General features: G+C 70.1%; 19 protein-coding genes and 1 tRNA gene. 4 read left to right on the top strand and 16 right to left on the bottom strand.

The features are described from left to right. Positions 1-29 precede the first annotated feature (29 nt). The 5 genes from bioC to bioB are packed head-to-tail and all read right to left on the bottom strand — an operon-like array spanning position 30 to position 4,786. Positions 30-908, bottom strand: a complete 879-nt coding sequence (bioC, locus tag ACFWZ3_RS08490; RefSeq protein WP_439707300.1) for a malonyl-ACP O-methyltransferase BioC — start codon at positions 906-908, stop codon at positions 30-32. After that, complete coding sequence (bioH, locus tag ACFWZ3_RS08485) at positions 905-1,678, bottom strand: pimeloyl-ACP methyl ester esterase BioH (RefSeq protein ID WP_439707299.1); 774 nt, start codon at positions 1,676-1,678, stop codon at positions 905-907. The genes bioC and bioH overlap by 4 nt, the downstream gene beginning before the upstream one ends. Beyond that, complete coding sequence (locus tag ACFWZ3_RS08480; protein ID WP_439707298.1) at positions 1,675-2,562, bottom strand: sulfurtransferase; 888 nt, start codon at positions 2,560-2,562, stop codon at positions 1,675-1,677. Before ACFWZ3_RS08480 ends, bioH begins: the two co-directional genes overlap by 4 nt. Before the next feature lie 26 nt (positions 2,563-2,588). After that, a complete protein-coding gene (bioF, locus tag ACFWZ3_RS08475; RefSeq protein WP_439707297.1) occupies positions 2,589-3,776 on the bottom strand; it encodes an 8-amino-7-oxononanoate synthase in 1,188 nt (395 codons plus the stop codon). An 8-nt stretch (positions 3,777-3,784) separates the two neighbouring features. Further along, complete coding sequence (gene bioB, locus ACFWZ3_RS08470; protein WP_439707296.1) at positions 3,785-4,786, bottom strand: biotin synthase BioB; 1,002 nt, start codon at positions 4,784-4,786, stop codon at positions 3,785-3,787. 143 nt (positions 4,787-4,929) lie between these two features. Between bioB and ACFWZ3_RS08465 the strand changes: the two genes are divergently transcribed. Both ACFWZ3_RS08465 and ACFWZ3_RS08460 read left to right on the top strand, forming a co-directional pair. Further along, the gene (locus tag ACFWZ3_RS08465; RefSeq protein ID WP_439707295.1) at positions 4,930-5,136 is read left to right on the top strand and encodes a hypothetical protein; all 207 of its coding nucleotides are present in this window, start codon (positions 4,930-4,932) and stop codon (positions 5,134-5,136) included. Between the two features lie 14 nt (positions 5,137-5,150). Beyond that, positions 5,151-5,873, top strand: coding sequence for a ComF family protein (locus tag ACFWZ3_RS08460; RefSeq protein WP_439707294.1), 723 nt, complete (start codon positions 5,151-5,153; stop codon positions 5,871-5,873). An 81-nt stretch (positions 5,874-5,954) separates the two neighbouring features. Here ACFWZ3_RS08460 and ubiA read toward each other — a convergent pair whose 3' ends face one another. Both ubiA and ACFWZ3_RS08450 read right to left on the bottom strand, forming a co-directional pair. Then, positions 5,955-6,884, bottom strand: coding sequence for a 4-hydroxybenzoate octaprenyltransferase (ubiA, locus tag ACFWZ3_RS08455; RefSeq protein ID WP_439707338.1), 930 nt, complete (start codon positions 6,882-6,884; stop codon positions 5,955-5,957). Positions 6,885-7,090: 206 nt separating this feature from the next. Then, the gene (locus ACFWZ3_RS08450; RefSeq protein ID WP_439707293.1) at positions 7,091-7,261 is read right to left on the bottom strand and encodes a hypothetical protein; all 171 of its coding nucleotides are present in this window, start codon (positions 7,259-7,261) and stop codon (positions 7,091-7,093) included. Between the two features lie 202 nt (positions 7,262-7,463). Between ACFWZ3_RS08450 and ACFWZ3_RS08445 the strand changes: the two genes are divergently transcribed. Next, complete coding sequence (locus tag ACFWZ3_RS08445) at positions 7,464-8,573, top strand: diguanylate cyclase (protein ID WP_439707292.1); 1,110 nt, start codon at positions 7,464-7,466, stop codon at positions 8,571-8,573. 264 nt (positions 8,574-8,837) lie between these two features. Here ACFWZ3_RS08445 and ACFWZ3_RS08440 read toward each other — a convergent pair whose 3' ends face one another. From ACFWZ3_RS08440 to dtd, 9 genes are all read right to left on the bottom strand, one after another. Next, positions 8,838-9,470, bottom strand: a complete 633-nt coding sequence (locus ACFWZ3_RS08440) for a DUF4303 domain-containing protein (RefSeq protein WP_439707291.1) — start codon at positions 9,468-9,470, stop codon at positions 8,838-8,840. A gap of 286 nt (positions 9,471-9,756) precedes the next feature. Continuing rightward, positions 9,757-10,626 (bottom strand): lysostaphin resistance A-like protein, encoded by an 870-nt coding sequence (locus ACFWZ3_RS08435; RefSeq protein WP_439707290.1) that lies wholly within the window; start codon positions 10,624-10,626, stop codon positions 9,757-9,759. A 141-nt stretch (positions 10,627-10,767) separates the two neighbouring features. Beyond that, entirely contained in the window at positions 10,768-12,075 is a 1,308-nt protein-coding gene (gene thrC, locus ACFWZ3_RS08430; RefSeq protein WP_439707289.1) for a threonine synthase, read from the bottom strand. After that, positions 12,072-13,025, bottom strand: coding sequence for a homoserine kinase (locus ACFWZ3_RS08425; protein ID WP_439707288.1), 954 nt, complete (start codon positions 13,023-13,025; stop codon positions 12,072-12,074). The genes thrC and ACFWZ3_RS08425 overlap by 4 nt, the downstream gene beginning before the upstream one ends. Further along, positions 13,022-14,167 carry a homoserine dehydrogenase gene (locus ACFWZ3_RS08420; protein WP_439707337.1) on the bottom strand — a complete coding sequence of 382 codons (1,146 nt, stop codon included), beginning with the start codon at positions 14,165-14,167 and terminating at the stop codon, positions 13,022-13,024. The genes ACFWZ3_RS08425 and ACFWZ3_RS08420 overlap by 4 nt, the downstream gene beginning before the upstream one ends. Positions 14,168-14,637: 470 nt before the next feature. Continuing rightward, positions 14,638-16,668: a bifunctional 2',3'-cyclic-nucleotide 2'-phosphodiesterase/3'-nucleotidase gene (locus ACFWZ3_RS08415; protein WP_439707287.1), complete on the bottom strand. Its 2,031-nt coding sequence runs from the start codon at positions 16,666-16,668 to the stop codon at positions 14,638-14,640. A 303-nt stretch (positions 16,669-16,971) separates the two neighbouring features. Further along, positions 16,972-17,047, bottom strand: a tRNA-Ile gene (locus ACFWZ3_RS08410). A 198-nt stretch (positions 17,048-17,245) separates the two neighbouring features. Further along, positions 17,246-19,114, bottom strand: coding sequence for an RNA polymerase sigma factor RpoD (gene rpoD / locus ACFWZ3_RS08405; protein WP_439707286.1), 1,869 nt, complete (start codon positions 19,112-19,114; stop codon positions 17,246-17,248). A 163-nt stretch (positions 19,115-19,277) separates the two neighbouring features. After that, entirely contained in the window at positions 19,278-19,721 is a 444-nt protein-coding gene (gene dtd, locus ACFWZ3_RS08400; RefSeq protein WP_439707285.1) for a D-aminoacyl-tRNA deacylase, read from the bottom strand. Between the two features lie 134 nt (positions 19,722-19,855). Between dtd and ACFWZ3_RS08395 the strand changes: the two genes are divergently transcribed. Next, entirely contained in the window at positions 19,856-20,743 is an 888-nt protein-coding gene (locus ACFWZ3_RS08395) for an LpxL/LpxP family acyltransferase (RefSeq protein WP_439707284.1), read from the top strand. Positions 20,744-21,307: the final 564 nt, after the last annotated feature.

The following is a 21,307-nucleotide window of genomic DNA, read 5'->3' as shown; positions in this document are numbered from 1 at the left end:
AGGTACGCCCCCACAGGGGGAGCTGTGCGTCAGCGCCGGCGCGAGCCGCGCAGGCTGGACAGCGAGAAGGTGGCGATCTCGCCTTCGGGGGTGCGGCGTGCCTGGCCGGGCGGCGGGCCCCAGGCATGCGCGGTGACCACTTCCCAGGTGGCCGGGATGCGGCCGTCCACACGCATCGCCTCGTAGGCGGCGAGCATGCCGCGGTAGTGGCTCTTGCCGGTGAGATTTCGCTCGCGCCCGCGGTCGGCATGGGTCGCGCCCAGGCCCTTGAGCTCCTTCAGCAGCGCGCGCGGCTCGCTGTAGGTGAGCGTGTAGCGGTTCACGTCCAGCACCGGGTCGCGCAGGCCCGCGTTGATCATCGCGTCGCCCACGTCGTGCATGTCCAGGAAGCGGCTGACGTGCGAGTGCTCGTCGACCGCCGCCCAGGCGGCGCGCAGTTCCTTCAGCGTATCGGGGCCGAAGCTGGAGAAGGCGAGCAGGCCGCCGGGCTTGAGCACGCGCACGCACTCGCCGAACAGCGCGGGCAGGTCGTCGATCCACTGGAAGCACAGGTTGGAATGCAGCACGTCGACGCTGCGGTCGGGCAGCGGCAGCGCGGTGGCCTCGGCGCAGACGCGCTGGAACGGGCGCAGCAGCGCCTGGTGCTTGCGCGCTGCGTGCAGCATGGGCTGCGCCAGGTCGACCGCGATCACCTGCGCCTTCGGGTAGTGCTTCTTCAGCAGCGCGCTGCCGCGGCCAGTGCCGGCGCCGACGTCCAGCACGCGTTCGGGCGTCTGCAGATAGAAGTCCAGACGGCCAAGCAGATCGGCCTGCACCTCGCGCTGCAGCACGTCGTGCTGCTCGTAGGTCGCCGCGGCGCGCGCGAAATTGCGGCGCACGCGGGCGCGGTCGAGATGGAACGTGCTCATGCCGGGATGTCCGCGAACAGGGGATGCAGTGCCTCGGCCACGGCATCGGCGTGGCCGATGAAGGGCGCGTGGCCGGCGCCGGGGATTTCCACGAAGTGGCCGCCGCAGCGCTCGGCCGACCAGGCCATGGCGGCCGGCGGCACCAGCCGGTCGCGGCGGCCGGCGATCCACGTGCTGGGTATGGCCAGTTGCGGCAGGCGCGCGCGCAGGTCGCTGCCTTCGAGCAGGCCGATGCCTTCCTGCAGCACGCGCAGTTCCGGTTCGCCGCGCTCGAAGGCTTCCGCGCGCAGGCGGCGCAGCTCGGCCTTGGGGTCGTTGCTGCCCATCGCCTCCAGCGCGAGGAAGCGCTCGAGCGTGGCGTGGTAGTCGGTTTCCAGGTCGAGCGCGAGCTGGTGCACCAGGGTGGCGTCGCTGCCGTGCGGCCAGTCGGCGCCGCGCACGAACCTGGGCGTCGCGCAGAGCATCGCCAGGCCGCGTACCTGTGTCGGCATGTCGAGCGCCGCCGTGAGTGCGACCAGGCCGCCCAGCGACCAGCCCAGCCAGGGAGCCGGAGGCGTGGCGGCGGCGATGGCACCGGCGATCGTGTGTGGTTCCAGCGGCAGGCCGCAGGCGCGCGAGTGGCCGTGGCCGGGGAGGTCGACCACGTAGAGCGTGCACTGCGCGGCCAGCGCCTCGACCAGCGGCGCGAATACGCCGCCGTGCATGGCCCAGCCGTGGAGGAGGACCAGCGGTTGCGGGCCGTGGCCCAGCTTGTCGATATGCAGGGTCATGCTATTGCTCCCTCTCCCCCGGCTCTTGTCGAAGCTGGGGGAGAGGGCTGGGGTGAGGGGTCGGGGCTCGAGGTGAAGGGCGTCAGTGCCGGGGCTTCCGATGCGGGTTCCGCGCAAGAGCCGTCCCTCACCCCAATCCTCTCCGCGGAGGGGAGAGGGAGCTCAGTCGGTCGCAAGGTGCGATCCACTGCCCCTCGCCCATCGAACACGAAGCAATCGCCTTCCCAGTGACTACCGTCGGTGTCTTCGAGGTACTTGAGGATGCCGCCCTCCAGCTGCAACACCTCGCCCAGTCCCAGCCCGGCCAGGTGCAGCGCGGCCTTCTCGCAGCGGATGCCGCCGGTGCAGTAGGAGACGATCGTCTTGCCCAGGTAGCGCTCGCGGTCGGCGAGCACCGCCTCGGGCAATGCGGTGAAACTCGCCAGTCGATAATCGACCGCACCGGCGAAGCGCCCCACGTCGGTCTCGTAGTCGTTGCGCGTATCCAGCAACAACACCTCGCGACCGGCATCGTCATGCCCCTGGTCGAGCCAGCGCTTGAGCGTGGCCGCCTCGACGGCAGGCGCCCGGCCCTGGTGGGGCGCGACCGGCGCGCGCAGGGTGATGATCTCGCGCTTGAGCCGCACCCGCAGGCGTCCGAACGGGACGTCCGCCGACAGCGATTCCTTCACCGGCAGGTCGGCGAAGCGCGCGTCTTCGCGCAGCCAGCCGAGGTAGGCGTCGATCGCCTCGCGGGTACCGGCCAGGAACAGGTTGATGCCCTCGGGCGCGAGCAGAATGGTGCCCTTGAGCGCCAGCGCGTCGGCGCGGGCGTGCAGGGATGCGCGCAGCGCGGGAAGGTCCGCGAGCGGGACGAAGCGGTAGGCGGCGACGTTGACGATCATGGGAATGGGATACGGCGAGCCGCCGATTATACCGGCGCGCCGTCTTCGCCCCGCGGCAGGGTCGCCAGCGCGTCGAGCAGGCGGTCGACGTGCTCGTCCTCGTGCGCTGCGCTCAACGTGATGCGCAGGCGCGCCTGGCCGGCCGGCACCGTGGGCGGGCGGATCGCGGTCACCAGCAGGCCCTGTGCCTCAAGCGCGTGCGCTGCCGCGAGTGCGTCGGCGGCATCGCCCAGCAGCAAGGGCTGGATCGGCGTGTCCGAGGCGGCGAGCGGCAGGCCCAGCTGCGCCGCGCCGGCGCGGAAGCGGGTGATCAGCGCGGCGAGCCTTTCGCGCCGCCAGTGTTCGCTGCGCGCCAGTTGCACCGCCGCGAGCGTCGCGGCGGCCACGGCCGGTGGCATGGCCGTGGTGTAGACATGGGTGCGGGCGAACTGGGTCAGCCCTTCGATCAGCGCGGCGGAGCCGGCGACGAAGGCGCCGTGGGTACCGAGCGCCTTGCCCAGCGTGGCCATCAGCACCGGCACGTCGCGCGGGCCCAGTCCCGCTTCGGCGACGCCGCCGGCGCCGTCGGGGCCGAGCACGCCCAGGCCATGCGCGTCGTCGACCATCAGCGTGGTGCCTTCGCGTCGGCACACTGCGGCCAGTTCGCGCAGCGGCGCGCGGTCGCCATCCATGCTGAAGACGCCGTCGGTCGCAAGCAGCGCGGCGGCGTCCGGCATGCCGGCGAGCTGGCGGGCGGCGGCCGCGGCATCGCCGTGCGGATAGCGGCGCAGCGTGGCGCCGGCGAGCGTGGCGCCATCGAGCAGGCAGGCGTGGTTGAGCTTGTCCTGCACGCACAGGTCGCCGCGGCCGAGCAGCGCCTGCAGCACGCCCAGGTTGGCCATGTAGCCGGTGGAAAACAGCAGTGCACGCTCGCGGCCGGTCCAGTCGGCCAGCGCGTCCTCCAGCATCGCGTGCTCGCGGCGGTGGCCGCAGACCAGGTGCGCGGCGGTGCTGCCCACGCCTTCGTCGTCGGCCACGCGCTTGAACGCGGCGATCAGCTGCGGGTGCTGGGCCAGCCCCAGGTAGTCGTTGGAGCAGAAGGCGAGCAGGCGGCGCTCGCCGATCTCCAGCCAGGGGCCCTGGGCGTGGTCGATGGCGCGGGCGCGGCGCAGCAGGTCCGCCTGTGCGCGTTCGGATGTCTGGACGGCCAGCCGCTGCAGCAGGTCCGCGCGCATGGCCGCGGTCAGGCGGATTCGAGGGTGTCGGCGTGCACCGTGCCCGAATGCTCCACCACGTCCAGCGGATGCAGGTCCAGCCGCGCGAACAGCGCGCGGTCGGCGGCGACGTCCGGGTTGCCGGTGGTCAGCAGCTTCTCGCCGTAGAAGATCGAGTTGGCGCCGGCGTGGAAGCACAGTGCCTGCACCGCCTCGTCCATCTGCTGGCGGCCGGCGGACAGGCGCACCATCGAGGCCGGCATCAGGATGCGCGCCACCGCAATGGTGCGCACGAACTCGAACGGATCCAGCGCCGCGGTGCCGTGCAGCGGCGTGCCCTCGACCTGCACCAGCTGGTTGATCGGCACCGACTGCGGGTGCTCGGGCAGGTTGGCCAGCGTCTGCAGCAGGCCGGCGCGCTGCTCGCGCGATTCACCCATGCCGACGATGCCCCCGCAGCAGGTCTTCAGGCCCGCGCAGCGCACGTGTTCGAGCGTGTCCAGGCGATCCTGGTATTCGCGGGTGTGGATGATCTGGCCGTAGAACTCCGGCGCGCTGTCGAGGTTGTGGTTGTAGTAGTCCAGGCCCGCCTGCTTCAGCGTGCCGGCCTGCTCGCCGCTCAGCATGCCCAGCGTCGCGCAGGTTTCTAGGCCCAGTGCCTTCACCGCGGAGACGATTTCCGCCACCTTGGCGACGTCGCGGTCCTTCGGGCTGCGCCAGGCCGCGCCCATGCAGAAGCGACTGGCGCCGGCGTCCTTGGCCGCCTGAGCGCGTTCCAGCACGGCCTCCACGCTCATCAGCTTCTCGGCCTTCACGCCGGTCTGGTAGCGCTGCGCCTGCGGGCAATAGGCGCAATCCTCCGGGCAGCCGCCGGTCTTGATCGAGAGCAGGGTCGACACCTGCACCGCGTTGGGATCGTGGTGTTCGCGGTGCACCGTATGGGCGCGGTGCAGCAGGTCGTTGAACGGCAGCGCGAACAGCGCGGCGACTTCCGCTCGTGTCCAGTCGTGGCGGATCGGGGCAGGGGACATGGGATGGCGACTCCGCGTGAGGACGCGGCAGTGTGGGAAGGGGGCCCGCCTCTGTCAACTGATGTCGAATGCATAGGGTTGACGCGGTGGCATCCACGCCGGTCCGCTACCATCGAGGCCTCCACCCCCAACGGAGCAACCAGATGAGCGCAGGTCAGGGCAGCACCGGCAATGTCATCGCGGCGGTGTGCAGTTTCTTCATCCCCGGCCTGGGCCAGCTCGTGCAGGGACGGTTGCTCAAGGCGATCATCATGTTCGTGCTCGCCGCGGCACTATGGGTCGTCTGGATGGGCTGGATCATCCACCTGTGGTCGATCCTCGACGCGGCGCTGTACAAGCCCAAGGACTGACATCCCCGATGCGCATGGATGCGCTTGCCCATCTGCTCTCCCGCCTGCACGCCTGGCTGCTGCCGTGGCGCTGCCTGCTGTGCGGCGATGCCGGCGGCGACGGGCTGGACCTGTGCCACGCCTGCGCCGCGGAGCTGCCCCGCAACACCAGTTGCTGCGCGCGGTGCGCGCTGCCCTTGCCCAGCGCGGTGGCGATGTGCGGCCGGTGTCAGCGCAAGCCGCCGCCGTGGGACGCGGCCTGGGCACCGTTTCGCTACGGCTGGCCGCTGGACCGGCTGGAGGCGCGCTACAAGTTCGGTAGCGACCTGGCGGCCGGGCGCACGCTGGCGCGGCTGTGGCAGTGCGCGGCGCCGCCGGTCGCACGGCCGGCGCTGATCCTGCCGGTGCCGCTGCATCGCTCGCGCCTGCGCCAGCGTGGCTACAACCAGTCGCTGGAGCTGGCGCGGCCGCTCGGTCGTGCACTCGGCGTGCCGGTGCGGCATGACGGACTGCTGCGCGCGCGTTTTACCGAAGCGCAGACCGAGCTGGATGCGGCGGCGCGGCGTCGCAACGTGCGCGGGGCATTCGCGCTGTGCGAAGGGCTGGCGCTGCCGGCGCACGTGGCGTTGCTGGATGACGTGATGACCACCGGCGCGACGCTGGCCGAGTGCGCGCGGGTGCTTAAGCGGGCGGGCGTGGCGCGGGTGGATGTGTGGGCATTGGCGCGGGCGCCTGCGCCGCGGCAGCGCCCTTTGTAGGAGCCCGCTTGCGGGCGATGCTGTGGTTCCGGCCTGCATCAGGGCATCGCCCGCAAGCGGGCTCCTACAAGGGGGCGCGCTTCACTTGACGGCCAGGCCCAGCACGATGCCGATCCACAACGTCAGGCCGACCCAGTTGTTGTGACGGAACGCGGCCAGGCAGGCGTCGCGGGCGCGAGTGCGGATCAGCCACAGCTGGTAGCCGAACAGGCCGGCGGCGGCGAGCAGGCCGAGCCAGTATGGCCACGGCAGCTGCGCGCGCTGGCCGACGAACAGCATGGCCAGCAGGAAGGTGCCGATCAGCATCCCCAGGATCGGCACGTCCGCATCGCCGAACAGGATCGCGGTGGACTTGGCGCCGACCTTGAGGTCGTCGTTGCGATCGACCATCGCGTACTCGGTGTCGTAGATCACCGACCACAGGATGTTGCCCAGGAACAGCAGCCAGCCCAGCGGCGGCACCGTGCCGGTCACCGCCGCGAACGCCATCGGGATCGACCAGCCGAACGCCGCGCCGAGCACCACCTGCGGCAGGTAGGTCCAGCGCTTGGTGAACGGGTAGATCGCCGCCAGCGCCGCGCCGGCGAAGGAGAGCTTGATGGTCAGCGCGTTGGTGAACAGCACCAGCACGAAGGCGAACGCGAGGAGCGCGCCGAACACGATCAGCGCCTCGCGCGGGCTCACCCGGCCGCTCGCGATCGGCCGCCCGGCGGTACGCGCCACCTGCGGGTCGAGCTTGCGGTCGGCGAAATCGTTGATCGCGCACCCGGCCGAGCGCATCGCGAACACGCCCAGGGTGAAGATCACCAGCGCGCCCCACGGCGGGAAATCGCCGGCGGCCAGCCACAGTGCCCACCAGGTCGGCCACAGCAGCAGCAGCGCGCCGATCGGCCGATCCATGCGGGTGAGCACGAGGTAGTCCGCGGCCTTTTCGCGCCAGTGCGGCGGCAACGGGCGCAGCAGCAGGTCGAGCACCCGCGTGGCGCGGGTCGAGCTGTCGGCCGGGCGGATCGGGCGGGCAGGAGTGGGTGCGGCGGGGCGCGGTCGCGCCGTGGTCGGCGGCGTGCGGCGCTGGCGCTTGCGGGGAGGAGGGGCCATGCGCGGCAGTTTAGCCCGGCCCGTCGCCCGGCGATTGCGCGGCACCACGCTTTTCCGTCCGGCGCGGCATCTCACCGCTTACGCGGTCGCGGCCCGGGACCCGTGGGCCGTGGCGATGCTCAGGGCGGCGGCGGTTGTAACGGATCGTTTTCTTCCAGCGGGCTTCCAAGCGGGTCCGGATCGGCGTCCCGCGCGGGACTGGCATGGCCAGGGTTGCGGATTTCCTCGTCGGGCCGCAGCTTGCCAGGCTGGGCGATCGGCGGCTCGGGATGCTGGGGATTGTTCGGCATGGCGTGGCTCCGTTCGGCGAGGCGGATGGCCGCCAGCCTCGCGCAAGGCCCGTCAAGCGCGCGGCAAAAAAATTTGCGTCTCGGCACGGCGTGCCGTTTGGTTCGAACCGCTCAAGTGCACGCTGCGGCCGCCGATAAGTCAGGCGAAGGTTCCGTTGCGCGAGCGACGGCCAAGCGTTGAAGCCATCCCCGGGAGCCGGGCATGTCCGTGGCATACGACATCGTTGCGCAGGAAGCCGCGTCGGCGCGCGCCTTGTCCGCATTGGCGCCGGCGCCGCGAAGCCCGATGGCGCCGGCGCAGGCGCGTCTGCTCGCCTCGGTCGCCGCCTTCACCCACCACCGCGACATCGACGCGCTCGACCACAGCCTGGCGCTGTCGCTGGCCGAGCTGGCACCGGCGTGCGCGGTCGTGCTGTGCAAGCGGGCAGCCGACGGCCGCCGCTTGGAAAGCCTGGTGCGATGCGCCGCCGATGCGCAGGGCGTGTTCTCGCTGCACGCCGGCGAGCCGGACGCCGACGATCCCGCGCTGGATCCCGTATGGCGTTGCATGGACCAGCAGCAGAGCTTCGCCGAGACGCTGGCCGACGAGCACCGCCTGTACGTGCCGATCCTGCACGAAGGACGCGCGCTGGGCGCGCTGCAACTGGAATCCGATACGCCGCTGGACGGCGCCCATGCGCTGGCCGAAGGCTTCGCGCGGATCTACGCCAATTACATCACCCTGCTCAACGAGAGCGAGCGCGACAAGCTCACCGGCCTGTACAACCGGCGCACTTTCGAGCGCCACCTGCAGCGGCTGTTCCACCATCCGGTCCCGGCGCGGGCGCCCGACGAGCGCCGCGCCGGCTACGCCGGCCCGGACAACGTGTGGCTGGCAATCTTCGACATCGACCATTTCAAGCGCATCAACGACACCTACGGCCACATCTACGGCGACGAGGTGATCCTGCTGCTGGCGCAGCAGATGCGCGCCAGCTTCCGCCAGGGCGACGTGCTGTTCCGTTTCGGCGGCGAGGAGTTCGTGGTGCTGCTGGCCGGCCACGACGAAGCCGAGGCGCGCGGAGCGCTCGAACGCTTCCGCCAGCGGGTGGCCAGCTACCTGTTTCCGCAGGTCGGCCACGTCACCGTCAGCGTCGGCTACGCGCTCGCCGCGATGGGCGATTACCCGGAGACGGTCATCGACCGCGCCGACAAGGCGCTCTACTTCGCCAAGGAACACGGCCGCAACCGCACCCACGGCTACGAGGAACTGGTCCGCCGCGGCGCGCTGGCCGCCGAGCCGGTGAGCACCGGCAGCATCGATCTGTTCTGAGCGAAGCGCGGCTTTCCGCTCCCCTCGTTCGGGGATCGCGCTCGTTCGGCGTTCTTCTCCGCTGCGGCCGCTCTTGCGGCTTGCCTCGACGTCGGCGGCATCTGTTCAGTGACGAAGTGCAAGCTCTCGAAGTTCACGTGCGCGCAGATCGCCGGTGTGCGTGAGCGACAGTGGAAGCGGAAGCGGAAGCGGAGCTTCGATCGCTGGTTTGGCGCCAGCCCGGGCACCCACGCCAGCGCAGGGCGCGCTGCTCCGCAGTGGCCGTCACGCGGGATCGTCTTCCATTCTCACGCTACGGTGCCGGGCGGCGACGCCGAAATCCTCGCGCAGCCGCCGGACCACTGCCGCGTCGTTCAACGCCGCGGCATAGTGCAGCCGCTCGTCTTCGCCCTGGTCACCCATGAGGATATTGAACGTCACGCCCTCGTCGAAGATGCCCGCGCGCCGCACGCCATCGAGGGCTTCTGCGCTCGCCTGGACGACGAAATCGCACAAGCGCGAATAGTCGTCGTCCCCCCACTCATCGTCGAAATCCTCATCGTCCACGTCGTCCTCGTCGATGGCGTCCCAGAGCATGTCCAGCTGCGCCTGCGCGGCAGCGAAGCCATCTTCCAGCGCCACGTGGTGTGGCGAATCGCAGGGGCTCCATTTCAGCTGCACCATCGCGACATCGAGGGTTTTCCAAGTGCGCCGGAAATCCGGCTTCTCCAGATAGTTGCGGGCGACCCGCTCGAGCCCGGCCTGCGTCGAAACCGAGGCGAACAGGTAGTTGTATTCGCCGTTGGTATACAGCGCGAACGAATAGATCCGCTCGGAACCGAAGCGGGCGACCGCTTCCCTGGCAGCGCGAAGTGTCGCGGCAGTCAACTCGGATCGAAATGCGTCCCTGGCGTCCATGGGGCTTCCTGCGTGTGTTGGTGCGCCAAGTATGCAGAAGCGAAGCCGCAGGCCGCGACCTCAATCGCGGGCCTTGGCCGACTCCCGGCTGCAAGCACTGACGGTGGATTTCATCCGCTGGGTGTTGGGCCTGCTTTACCAGTCGCTGGCCACCACTGCCCGTCGAGCACTGTCGGTCCTTGGATGAGATGACAGGAGCGCCATCGGCCGTTCGCTGGCGCTCCGCACAACCGCGCCGCAGCCACCTTCGGTTGCGCAGGACGCGACTGGGGCTTTGGGCTGGCAGCTACGCGGACGTCGGCGCCATCGAGCGCGCATCCGCGCTCCCTTTCCATTTCCACATCAACCCTACGGCCACCGCGTCCACCAACACCGCGAACACGCTCGCTTCCGGGCCGAACGCGCCGCCGGTGAGCCATTGCGGCTTGCCGAGCAGCTCCGGCAGCAGCCAGCCGGCCTGGCCGAAGCCGCTCACGTCGAAGCCGAGCAGCGCGCCTTGCGCCCAGTTCCAGCCGAAGTGGATGCCGATCGGCAGCGCCAGCGAGCCGGTGCGCAGGTAGGCAAGGCCCAGCAGGAGCGCACCGAGCACGGTGTCGATCGAAGCCCAGGTCAGCGTCGGCCCGTCCATGCCGGGGTTGCCCCAGTGCGCGAGCGCGAACAGCAGCGCCATCGCCAGCAGCGCAGGCCAGCGACCGAGGCCATCGATCAGGCGCTGGAATACGAAGCCGCGGAAGAGCAGTTCTTCCAGCAGCGCGACCCAGACGAACGCCCACGCGCCCATGGCCAGCGCGCCGAGGCCCCGCGCCGGATCGAGACGGAAGCGGACGCCGCCGGCAAGCGCGATCAGGCCTGCCACGATCAGGATCAGCGCGGTACCCAGGGCCGCGCCGCCGAGGACGCCGCGCGCCCACGCAAGATCCAGCCGAAGCCCGACCGCGGCGAGCGGCTCCCTGCGCAACCGCAGGCAGGCCCAGGTCACCAGCACCAGGAACACCACCGGCAGCGGCGCGAGCCACGACTTGTCCACGCCCAGCCCTTGCAGCGCCCTGGACGCGACGGTGTACGCCGGCTGGCTCGCCACGAACAGGGCGAGGAAAAGGAGGATCCACCAGCCGTTGCGCAGCGACCCCTGCCGGTCGCGGAAAAACTGTTTCATGTGCGTTCCCTGCCCGTTGAGTGGATGCAGGGTCGAGGCTTGCCGCCGCGGCGTAAATAGCCCGTTCGGCCGGATGCCCTTCGTCACGGGGGCCGGTCCGGTTTCAACCTTTTTGCCGTTCCCGGCATCGCGGATGGCCGCTCAGCGCAGCGCCCGCAGCCATCGCCCGAACGCGGTGTCGTCGGCGGGCATCGGCGCGGCCCGGCTCGGCCGATCGAGCATGGTGGCCAACGCGGGCGGCACCGGCACCAGGTGGCCGAGCAGGGGTTCGAGCACCAATTCGAACTTGGCCGGATGCGCTGTGGCGACGACCGCCCAGGCGTGCCCGTCGCGCCGCGGCGTCTGATCGAGCACCGCCAGCGCGGTGGCGGTGTGCGGGCAGACCACTTCGCCGTGGTCGCGCGCGTGGCGCAGCAAGGTGGCGCGGATCGCCGCGTCGTCGACGCTGGTGGCGCGCAGCGCGCGGCGCAGGGCATCGTCGTCGCCGTCGAACGTCCAGCGCAGCCGTTCGAAGTTGCTCGGCGCGCCCACGTCCATGGCGTTGGCCAGCGTGGCGATGGCATCGCGCGGGCGGTAGGCGGCACCGGCGAAGAACTCCGGCAGCGTGCTGTTGGCGTTGCAGGCCAGGCGGACGTCGCCGATCGGCAGCCCCATGCCGCGCGCCCACACGCAGGCCAGAGCGTTGCCGAGGTTGCCGGTGGGGATGACGAAATCGAGTGGCGTGCCATGGCGGCGCCACCAGCCAAGGGACGCGTGCGCGTAGTAGCTCATCTGCGGCAGCAGGCGGCCCAGGCTGATGCTGTTGGCGGAACTCAGTGGCACGGCCCGCTGCAGTGCCGCGTTGTTGAGTGCCGCCTTCACCATGCGCTGGCAATCGTCGAAGCTGCCCGCCACGCGCAGTGCATGGACGTTGTCGCCAAAGCTGCCGAGCTGTTGCGCCTGGCGCGGCGAGACGCGGCCGTCCGGATAGAGGATCGCCACGCGCACGCCGGGTTGGCGGTGGAACGCGGCGCCGACCGCGGCGCCGGTGTCGCCGGAGGTGGCGACCAGAATGGTGAGCGGCGGCGCATCGGTGGTGCGCAGGCGACGCAGACAGGCGGCGAGGAAGCGCGCGCCGAAATCCTTGAAGGCGGCCGTGGGGCCGTGGAAGAGCTCCAGCAGCGAGGCGTCCGCGCGCGCCAGCGGGCGCAGCGGCGCTTCGAAGGCGAACGCCTCGGCGCAGATCGCGGGCAGCGACTCGGCCAGCACGCCGTCATCGAAGAAAGGCGTGAGCAACGTGGTGGCGGTCGCGGCCAGGTCATCGTCCGGGTCGAACGCCGAAGGATTGACACGAGGCAGGCGCTCGGGGACATACAGCCCGCCGTCCGGCGCCAGGCCGGCGGCGATCGCCTCGCCCAGCGACACCGCGGGCGCGTGTCCGCGCGTGCTCAGGTAGCGCGGCGCGCTCATGCGAGCAACTGCGCGCCGGGTCCGTCGATGGGGCCGACCAGCACGTCGCTGTCCAGCCCTGCCTCGGCGAACGCTGCGCGCATTGCCTCGGCCGCGGCCTTTGCAGTGTGCGCATCCTCGAACCAGCCGAACACGCTGGGGCCGGCGCCGGAGATGCTGGCGCCGAGCGCGCCGTGGTCGAGCGCGGCCTGCTGCACGCGGGCGAAATTCGGCACCAGCGGCGCGCGGCGCGGTTCGACCAGCACGTCCTTGAGACCCTCGCGCACCAGCGCCGCGTCGCCCTGCCAGCAGCCGGCGATCACCTGCGCCAGATTCGCGCTCTGTGCGACGAACTCGGACAACGCATAGTTGCCCGCCAGCGCCGCGCGCGCGCGGCGTGTTTCCAGCACGCAATGCGGATGCACCAGCGCGCAATGCCAGTCCGACGGCACCGGGATGCGCACCAGCCGCGTGGCGGTAGCGAGCACCAGGCCGCCGAGCAGCTGCGGACCGACGTTGTCGCCGTGGCGGCCACCACTGGCCACCGCCTCGCCGTCCATCGCGAAGCCGTACAGCGCCTCGCGCGGCAGCGGATCGTCCAGCAGTGCATTGGCCGCGACCAGCGCGGCCACGCAGGAGGCGGCCGAGCCGGCCATGCCCGAGCCCAACGCAATGCCCTTGTGCAGGATCAGTTCGAAGCCGTTTTCCAGCCCGAGCCCCTCGCGCAGGGCGAGCAGCGCGGCGCCGGCCGTGTTGCGTTCGGCGTCCATCGGCAGGTCGCGCACCACACCTTCGATGCGCGCGATGCGCACCACCGGTTCGTCGATACGCCTGACCTGCGCGCGGTCGCCCGCGCCGGCCAGGGTGTGGCCCAGGATGTCGAAACCCACGCCCACATTGCCCACGCAGGCGGGGGCGAAGGCGCTGGCGGTGCGGACGGACGACATGGGCGGTTCCTTGATGAGGTTCATGCGCGTGCTCCCTGGGCCTCGGCGATGCGCAGCACGTCGGCGAACACGCCGGCGGCGGTGACCTGCGGCCCGGCGCCGGGACCCTGCACGATCAGCGGATTGTCGCAGTAGCGGGCGGTGCGCAGTTGCACGATGTTGTCGGTGAGCCGGGTATGCGCGAACGGATGACACGCGGACAGGGCTTGCAGCCGCACCGTCGCGCGGCCATGGGCGTCGAGGCTGGCGACGTGGCGCAGCACGCAGCCGGCCTCACGCGTGCGGGCGAGACGCTCGGCCAGCGGGGCGTCCAGTTCGGCCAGGCCGCCCTGGCCCAGACGATCGAGGAAGGTGTCGGCCGAAAGCGCAGCCAGCGCCGGCGGCACCAGGCTTTCCACCTCCACGTCCTCCAGCGACAGCGGCCAGCCGGCTTCGCGCGCCAGGATCACCAGCTTGCGCGCCACGTCGGTGCCGGAGAGATCCTCGCGCGGGTCGGGCTCGGTGTAGCCCTGTGCATGCGCCTCGCGCAGCAACGCGGAGAACGGCAGGGTGGCGTCGTACCGGCTGCACAGCCAGGCCAGCGTGCCGGAGAACATGCCCTCGACGGCGTGCAGGGTGTCGCCGGTGTCGAGCAGGTCGCGCAGCGTCTGGATCACCGGCAGGCCGGCGCAGACGGTGGCCTCGTAGCGCCAGCGCGAAGCACCGGCCGCCGCCGCGGCGCGGATCGCCTGCCAGCGTGCCAGCGGGCCGCTGCCGGCGAGCTTGTTGGGCGTGACCACGTGGGTGCCCGCGGCGAGCCAGTCGGCGTAACGGTCGGCCACGGCTTCGCTAGCGCTGCAGTCGACCAGCATGGCCATGTCCTGGGTACCGCGAATGTACGCGGCAAAGGCGTCAAGGTCGGCCGGGCGCCAGGTCTGCGCGCCGTTGCGCTGGTCGAGCTGCGGATCGTCGCAATCCAGCCACATGCGGCTGCGGGTGGCTATGCCGCGCAGTTCGAGCGCAAGGCCTGCCTGGTTGGCCAGGCGCGTGCGCGCCGCTCGCAGTTGATCGAGCAGGGCGCCGCCGACGCGGCCCGGTCCGATCACGCCCAGCGCCAGAAGGCGTGGGGTCGGCGAGGCGACGGGGTGCGGCCGTGGCCGGGAAAGTTCGACGGATGAAGCGACGATGTCCACGTGAGCCTCCTTGGGTAGGGGCCCCTGGCTCGCGTGGCGGATTCGGTGAGTGCTGCAGCCGGCCCGCCTCGTCGAGGGCGGGGCCGATGCGTGATGGAACTTAAGCGCGCACGGACACCCACCCGGACCGGGTCGTGGTCGTGGTGGTCGTGATCGTGGCGGCGAGCGAGTGCATGATGCCGCCGGCGCGCGCGGCCGTGTCCGGCAGGGCCGGAAGCGGGGGCATGCGCGGGTGGGCGGAAAGCGGCGACATGCGCCAGACGTTACGGGGTCGCCGGGAGTGGGTCAATGGCAGGCATCGCTTGCCGGTGCAACTTATCCGTGCAGGCGGTGAGCCTCGCCGCTGGCGGCGCGCCCTTCGGCTTGCGCGCTGCGAGCCGACGCCAAGGGTGGTCGGCGGCACCCGGCAACGACAAGCATCCACCCCTCCCGCTCCTCTTCCGGCGGGAGGGGTTTAGTGCGAGCTATTGGCGCGTGCGCTGGTGGACGGTCGGCCTGGAAGCGCCGGCCGGCGCCTTGCCCAGGTCGATCGCATACGTCGCGCTGCCGTCGCCGTGGTCGCGCAACTGGCGGATGTTCCGCAGGTCATCGGCCGCAGCGAGGGCCTGCTTGCCCGCCGCGGCGGTGAAGGTCACCGGACCGCGGGTCGTCATCGGCGCGAAGTGCCAGGAGGCCGCGGGCAGGTCGGTGCGATCGAGCGTGCCGGTGCGCTTGAGCCACGCGGCGACGATCTCGCGCACGCCATCCTGCGAGGCAAGCACGGTGTTGCTGCCGTCCAGCCCGGGGAAGTTGCCACCGCCGCTGGCGCGGTAGTTGTTGGTGGCGACGACGAAAGGCTGGCTCGGCGTCACCGGCTTGCCCTGGTACGTCAGCGACACAATGCGCTGGCCGACCGGCCTGCTCACGTCGATCGTGTAGCTGAGGTCGCCCTGGATCTGGTCGAAGTTGAATCCCGGCACGTGCGTGTTGATGAGCGCCTGTTCGCCGGTCGATGCCGGATCGATGCGATTGAAGCGCGCGGCGGATTTTTCCAGCCACGCCTTGACTCCGGCGCCGTCGGTCTTCACCGCCGCGAGCGTGTTCGGATAGAAGTACAGGTCCGCCGCGCTGCGCAGGGTGAGCGGGCCGGGCGGCACGTCGGTGTAATCGTCGGGACCACCGAAGCCGGTGCGGAACGCGGCTGCCGCGGCGAGTACCGGGACGCCGGCCAGTTCCGGATGCAGCTTGGGCAGCTCGCGCTGTACGTAGTCGCGCTGCGCAGCGTTGACCACGCCCAGCGCGGTCATGTCGCCCTCGTCGGCGAAATAGCTGGACAGGCGCACCGTGCTCTGGCCGATCGGCGTGTTCACGTAGGTTACGGTCGCCGCATGCGCCTGCGCCACCAGCGGAGCGATCGCCGGATCGGGGGGCACGCACTGGTTCTTCTGCGGGCAGATCGGGCGCACCTCGCTGTGCGTGTCATCGCGATCGATGGTCCAGCGGCCGTTCTCGCGTTCCAGCGCCAGCTTGATGACACCCAGGTCCTTGCCGAAGAAGCCGCCCATCACGGCTGGCTTGCCGCGCACGAAGCCGCGCGTGGCGTCCACGTCCTTCATGTCGGCGTAGCGTGGCCCCGGGAACTCGGTATGGGAGTGGCCCAGCAGCAGCACGTCGATGCCCGGCACGCCGGCCAAGTACCAGCCGCCGTTCTCCATGTCACTGGTGTAAGGCGCGGTGTTGAGGCCACCGTGCAGGATCGCCACCACCAGGTCCGGGTGCTGCGCCTGGATCTGCGGCAGGTAGCGCTGCGCCGCCTCGACCACGCCGCTGACGGTGACCTTGCCTTCGAGATGGCGCTGGTCCCACTTGAGGATCGGCGGCGGCGTGAAGCCGATGATCGCCACCTTGATCGGCACCTGCAGGCGGCTGCCATCGGGCGTGTAGGCCTCGATGGTCTTCTTCACCATCGTCCACGGCTTGAAGATCGGCTTGCCGCTCCCGGCGTCGAACACGTTGGAGAGCACCAGCGGGAAGTGCGGGCCGGCGCAGCGGTCGGTGCGCTTGCCGTCGATATCCATCGGCGTGCCGGTGACCTGCGACAGGAACGGCAAGCCATAGTTGAACTCGTGGTTGCCGGCGGTGCCGCCGTCGTAGCCCATCGCGTCCATCGCCTTGTAGATCGCCAGCTCCTGGTCGCAGCCGACCGGTGCGACCAGCGCCTGGTAATCGGCCAGCACGGTGCCCTGGATAGTGTCGCCGCTGTCGAACAGGAAGCTGTTGGCGAACTCGGCGCGCGCGCGGCGAATCAGCGTGGCGACGCGCTCGTAGCCGACCGTCGGGTCGTCCTTGGCCTTGAAGTAGTCCCAGCTAAGAACATTCGCGTGAACGTCGGTGGTTTCCAGGATCGCCACGTCGGCGCGCGTCCCGTCCGGCGTCGGGACCGGCGAGGTGGGGCTTGAGGCGCAACCGGCGAGCGCGGCGGCGGCGAGCAGGGACAACAGCGGGCGGAGCGACATCGGGAAGCGTCCAGCGGCAAACGGGCAGGGCGGGGAACGTAGCAGATCGGGAGGAGAGCGGCGGCGGGTTGCGCTGTCTTGTCCTTCCGAGTCCCTGCAGGAGGGCGCGCGTGCCCTGCGTGGTGGTATGTCGGTCGCGGAGTGGCCGCCATTCGACTTTTGCACCACAGATGTACCACCGCGTGAGCTGCGCCACGGTGAGTGCGCATGCAGCAGACTGAGACGGGCATTTGCCGCAAATCGCGTCACACAGCCGTTTCCACCGGGAAAGCGCGGTGACTTGAGATGTCTCGGGATGGTAATTGGTGGGCCCACCAGGACTCGAACCTGGAACCAAGGGATTATGAGTCCCCTGCTCTAACCATTGAGCTATAGGCCCGCCCGGGAGGGTGCATGGTAGCGGCAGCAGGGGAAGGGTCCAACGCGCCGCGGCCCTGCTCTTGTAGGAACCCGCTTGCGGGCGATGCTCTTCGGCACACTCAAGCCAGCAGCATCGCCCGCAAGTGGGCTCCTACAACGGCGTGGAAACGACGACGCCCGCGAGGCGGGCGTCGTGGTGGTGCATGAGGCTTGGCGCTTACTCGAGGTCGAGGAACGAGCGCAGCTGCTCCGAACGGCTCGGGTGGCGCAGCTTGCGCAGGGCCTTGGCCTCGATCTGGCGAATGCGCTCGCGGGTGACGTCGAACTGCTTGCCGACTTCCTCGAGGGTGTGGTCGGTGTTCATGTCGATGCCGAAGCGCATGCGCAGCACCTTCGCCTCGCGCGGGGTGAGGCCGGCGAGCACGTCGCGGACGGTCTCCATCAGGCCGGTCTCGGTCGCCGACTCGATCGGCGAGGAGGCGTTGGTGTCCTCGATGAAGTCGCCCAGATGCGAGTCTTCGTCGTCGCCGATCGGGGTCTCCATCGAAATGGGTTCCTTGGCGATCTTGAGCACCTTGCGGATCTTGTCCTCGGGCATCTCCATCTCCTTGGCCAGCTCCTCCGGCGTCGGCTCGCGGCCGAACTGCTGGAGCATCTGGCGGGAGATACGGTTCAACTTGTTGATCGTCTCGATCATGTGCACCGGGATGCGGATGGTGCGCGCCTGGTCGGCGATCGAGCGGGTGATCGCCTGGCGGATCCACCAGGTGGCGTAGGTGGAGAACTTGTAGCCGCGGCGGTATTCGAACTTGTCGACCGCCTTCATCAGGCCGATGTTGCCCTCCTGGATCAGGTCCAGGAACTGCAGGCCGCGGTTGGTGTACTTCTTGGCGATGGAGATCACCAGGCGCAGGTTCGCCTCGACCATTTCCTTCTTGGCGCGGCGGGCCTTGGCCTCGCCGATCGACATGGCACGGTTGATTTCCTTGATGTCGGTCAGCGGCAGGAACAGCTTCTTCTCGATCGCGGCCAGCTTGTCCTGCTCGGCGTCGATCGCCTCGCGGTGGTTCTTGATGTTCGGCGACCACTTCTGGCGCTTGCGACCCAGCTCGGCGGCCCACTCGACGTTGCCCTCGTTGCTCGGGAACGTCTTGAGGAACTCGGCCTTGGGCATCTTCACCTGCTTGACGAAGATGTCCATCAGCACGCGCTCGTGGTGGCGGATGTCGCCCACCACTTCGCGCAGCTTGCGCACGAAGCTGTCGATCAGCGCGGACGGCAGCTTGAGCTTGAGGAACTCCTCGGCCATCTGGTCGCGCAGCTTGACGATCTTCTTGTCGGTGATGCCGGTCGCCTTCGGGGCGGCCTTCTGGAACTTGGTGTAGTAGTCGCGCAAGAGCTCCATGCGGCGCTTGACCTCTTCCGGGTCCGGACCGGTCGGGCCGGCCTCTTCCTCTTCGGAGTCGTCGCCGTCGTCCTCGTCCTCGTCCTCGTCGGACTCGACGACTTCGCCGTTCGCGGCCGCTTCCTCGGCCTCGGCACGTGCTTCGTCGGCCAGCTGCTCCAGGTCGGCGAAGCCGGCCAGGATCTCGGACAGGCGGCGCTTGCCGTCCAGGTGCTGGTCGTACTCTTCCAGCAGCAGCTCGATGGTCAGCGGGAAGCTGGCCAGCGCGGTCTGCACTTGGCCCAGGCCTTCCTCGATGCGCTTGGCGATGGCGATCTCGCCCTCGCGGGTGAGGAGCTCCACCGTGCCCATCTCGCGCATGTACATGCGCACCGGGTCGGTGGTGCGGCCCACTTCGGCGTCGACCGCCGACAGCAGGGCGACCGCTTCCTCGGCGGCGGCCTCGTCGTCGTTGCCCGAGCCTGGGGCATTGTCGGCCAGCGGGTCGGCGTCCGGCGCGGCGTCGTGCACTTCGATGCCGACGCCCTTGAGCACCGCCATGATGTCTTCGATCTGCTCCGGATCGACGATGTCGTCGGGCAGGTGGTCGTTGATCTCCGCGTAGGTCAGGTAGCCCTGTTCCAGGCCCTTGGAAATGAGCGCCTTGATTTCGGACTGTTGCTCGGGAGCTTTGTTGTTCATACCTACCGCCGCAGATGCAGGAACCGATCAGTATAGCGATGTGGCGCTTTTTTGACCAGTTTCAAAGGGAAAAATTTCGCGTGGCCTACACGCAAAAATCGCGCCAGACGGGCGTTTGCGTGGGGATCGCGTGTCGTATGCCATCAAGTCGTTGGGGATCCGGTCAGGGCGCTTCGAGCCAGAAGGTGACCGGGCCGTCGTTGACCAGCCGGACTTCCATGTGGGCGCCAAAGCGCCCGATTTCCACCCCTCCCCCGTGTGTGGCGCGGGCCAGTTCCACCAGCCGCTCGAACCAGCGCCGGCCATGCTCGGGCGGGGCGGCGCGGGTGAAACTGGGGCGCATGCCCGAGCGGGTGTCCGCGGCGAGCGTGAACTGGCTGACCAGCAGCAGGCCGCCGCCGGTGTCGGCGAGCGAGCGATTCATCCGCCCGGCGTCGTCGGCGAACACGCGGTAGCCCAGCAGCCGTTCGAGCATGCGCTTCGCCTGTGCCTCGCCGTCGTCCGGCTGGACTGCCACCAGTGCGAGCAGGCCCGGGCCGATTGCGCCCACGGTCGCGCCGTCGACGTCGACGCTGGCGGAAAGCACGCGCTGGATGAGACTGATCATGGGGGCGGCAGGCGTCGGCAGGGCGTCCCTGCAAGAATAGGCAAAAACGGTGGAGCGTCTCCGGTCCTGGGCTTAACGGCAGGGCCGGCGTTCCCTTTACTTGCGCCGTCCGGCGCGGCAAGCGGCAATCCCCCATGCGCCCTGACATCTACCTGCTCTACCTCCTGCTGCGACTGTTCGGCCTGCTTCCGCTGCGCCTGCTTCATGCGATGGGTGCGGGCCTGGGCCGGCTGTCCCTGTGGTCGCACGGGCGTACTGCGCACGACACCACGGTGAACCTGTCGATCGCCCGGCCGACGCTGGACCGGCCAGCCCACGCCGCGCTGCTGCGCCGGGTGATGGCCGAGGGCGGCAAGTCGGTCACCGAGATCGTGAAGGTCTGGGGCGCGGGGCCGGAGAAGATGCTGGGGCTGGTGCGCGAGGTGCGCGGTGGCGAGTTGCTGGAGGCCGCGATGGCGCGGGGCAAGGGCGTGATCATCGCCGCGCCCCACCTGGGCTGCTGGGAGCTGCTCAATTACTGGCTGTGCAGCCGCATGCCGATGGCGATCCTGTACCGGCCGCCGCGTCTGGCCGCGATCGAGCCGCTGCTGCGCCGCGTGCGCGGTGCGCTGGCGCCGGAGCAGGTGCGCGCCGAGGGCGCGGGCGTGCGCACGCTGTACAAGCGCCTGGCCGCGGGCGGTGCGATCGGCATCCTGCCCGACCAGAAGCCGCGCGCCGGCGAGGGCGAGCCGGCGCCGTTCTACGGACGCGACGCGCTGACCATGGTGCTGCTGCCGCGGCTGGCGGCGCGCACGGGGGCGACCGTGCTGTTTGCGTTCGCCGAGCGGTTGCCGCGGGGGGAGGGCTTCCGCATCCACCTGCTGCCGGCGCCCGAGGGCCTGGACGATGCTGATCCGCAACGCGCCTGCGCGGCGCTCAACCGCGGCGTGGAAGCCTGCGTGGAACGCGCCTTCGTGCAGTACCAGTGGCATTACCGGCGCTGGTCGGGGCATGGGCTGCCTAACCCGTACAGGCGTGGCTGAACCTGGTCCTTCCCCCGTTCACGGGGAAAGGTACCCGGAGGGCGGCTGGGGGAGGCTTGCGAGGACGGGTCCCTCTGGATCCCGCCCAAAGGCGCCCCCATCCGCCTGTCGGCACCTTCCCCCGCGTTCGCGGGGGAAGGCTCGGACGTGGGGGCGGAAGCCGGGTGGGCGCTAGCCTGTTTGCGCGAGGCGGCGCAGGAAGAAGGCCATTTCCTCTTCGCCTGCTGACGCCGCGCTGGCTGGCCGCGGCGATGCCTGGCGCCAGTCCGGGGCATGGGTTGCCCAACCCGTACAAGCGCTGAGCGTGTCCTCGTTTACGGGGCAAGGTGCCCGGAGGGTGGCTGGGGAAGGCTCGGGCGTGGGGGCGGAAGCCGGGTGGGCGCTAGCCCGTTTGCGCGAGGCGGCGCCGGAAGAAGGTCATTTCCTCTTCGGACTGCTGACGCCGCGCTGGCTGGCTGCGGCGATGCCTGGCGCCACACCGGGGCATGGGTTGCCCAACCCGTACAGGCGCAGAGCGTGTCCTTCCCCCGTTCACGGGGGAAGGTGCCCGGAGGGCGGATGGGG

This window comes from Frateuria sp. GZRR35 (assembly GCF_051900415.1).
In the GTDB taxonomy this organism is placed as follows: Bacteria; Pseudomonadota; Gammaproteobacteria; order Xanthomonadales; family Rhodanobacteraceae; genus Frateuria_A.
This window is presented reverse-complemented; position numbering and strand designations above follow the sequence as displayed.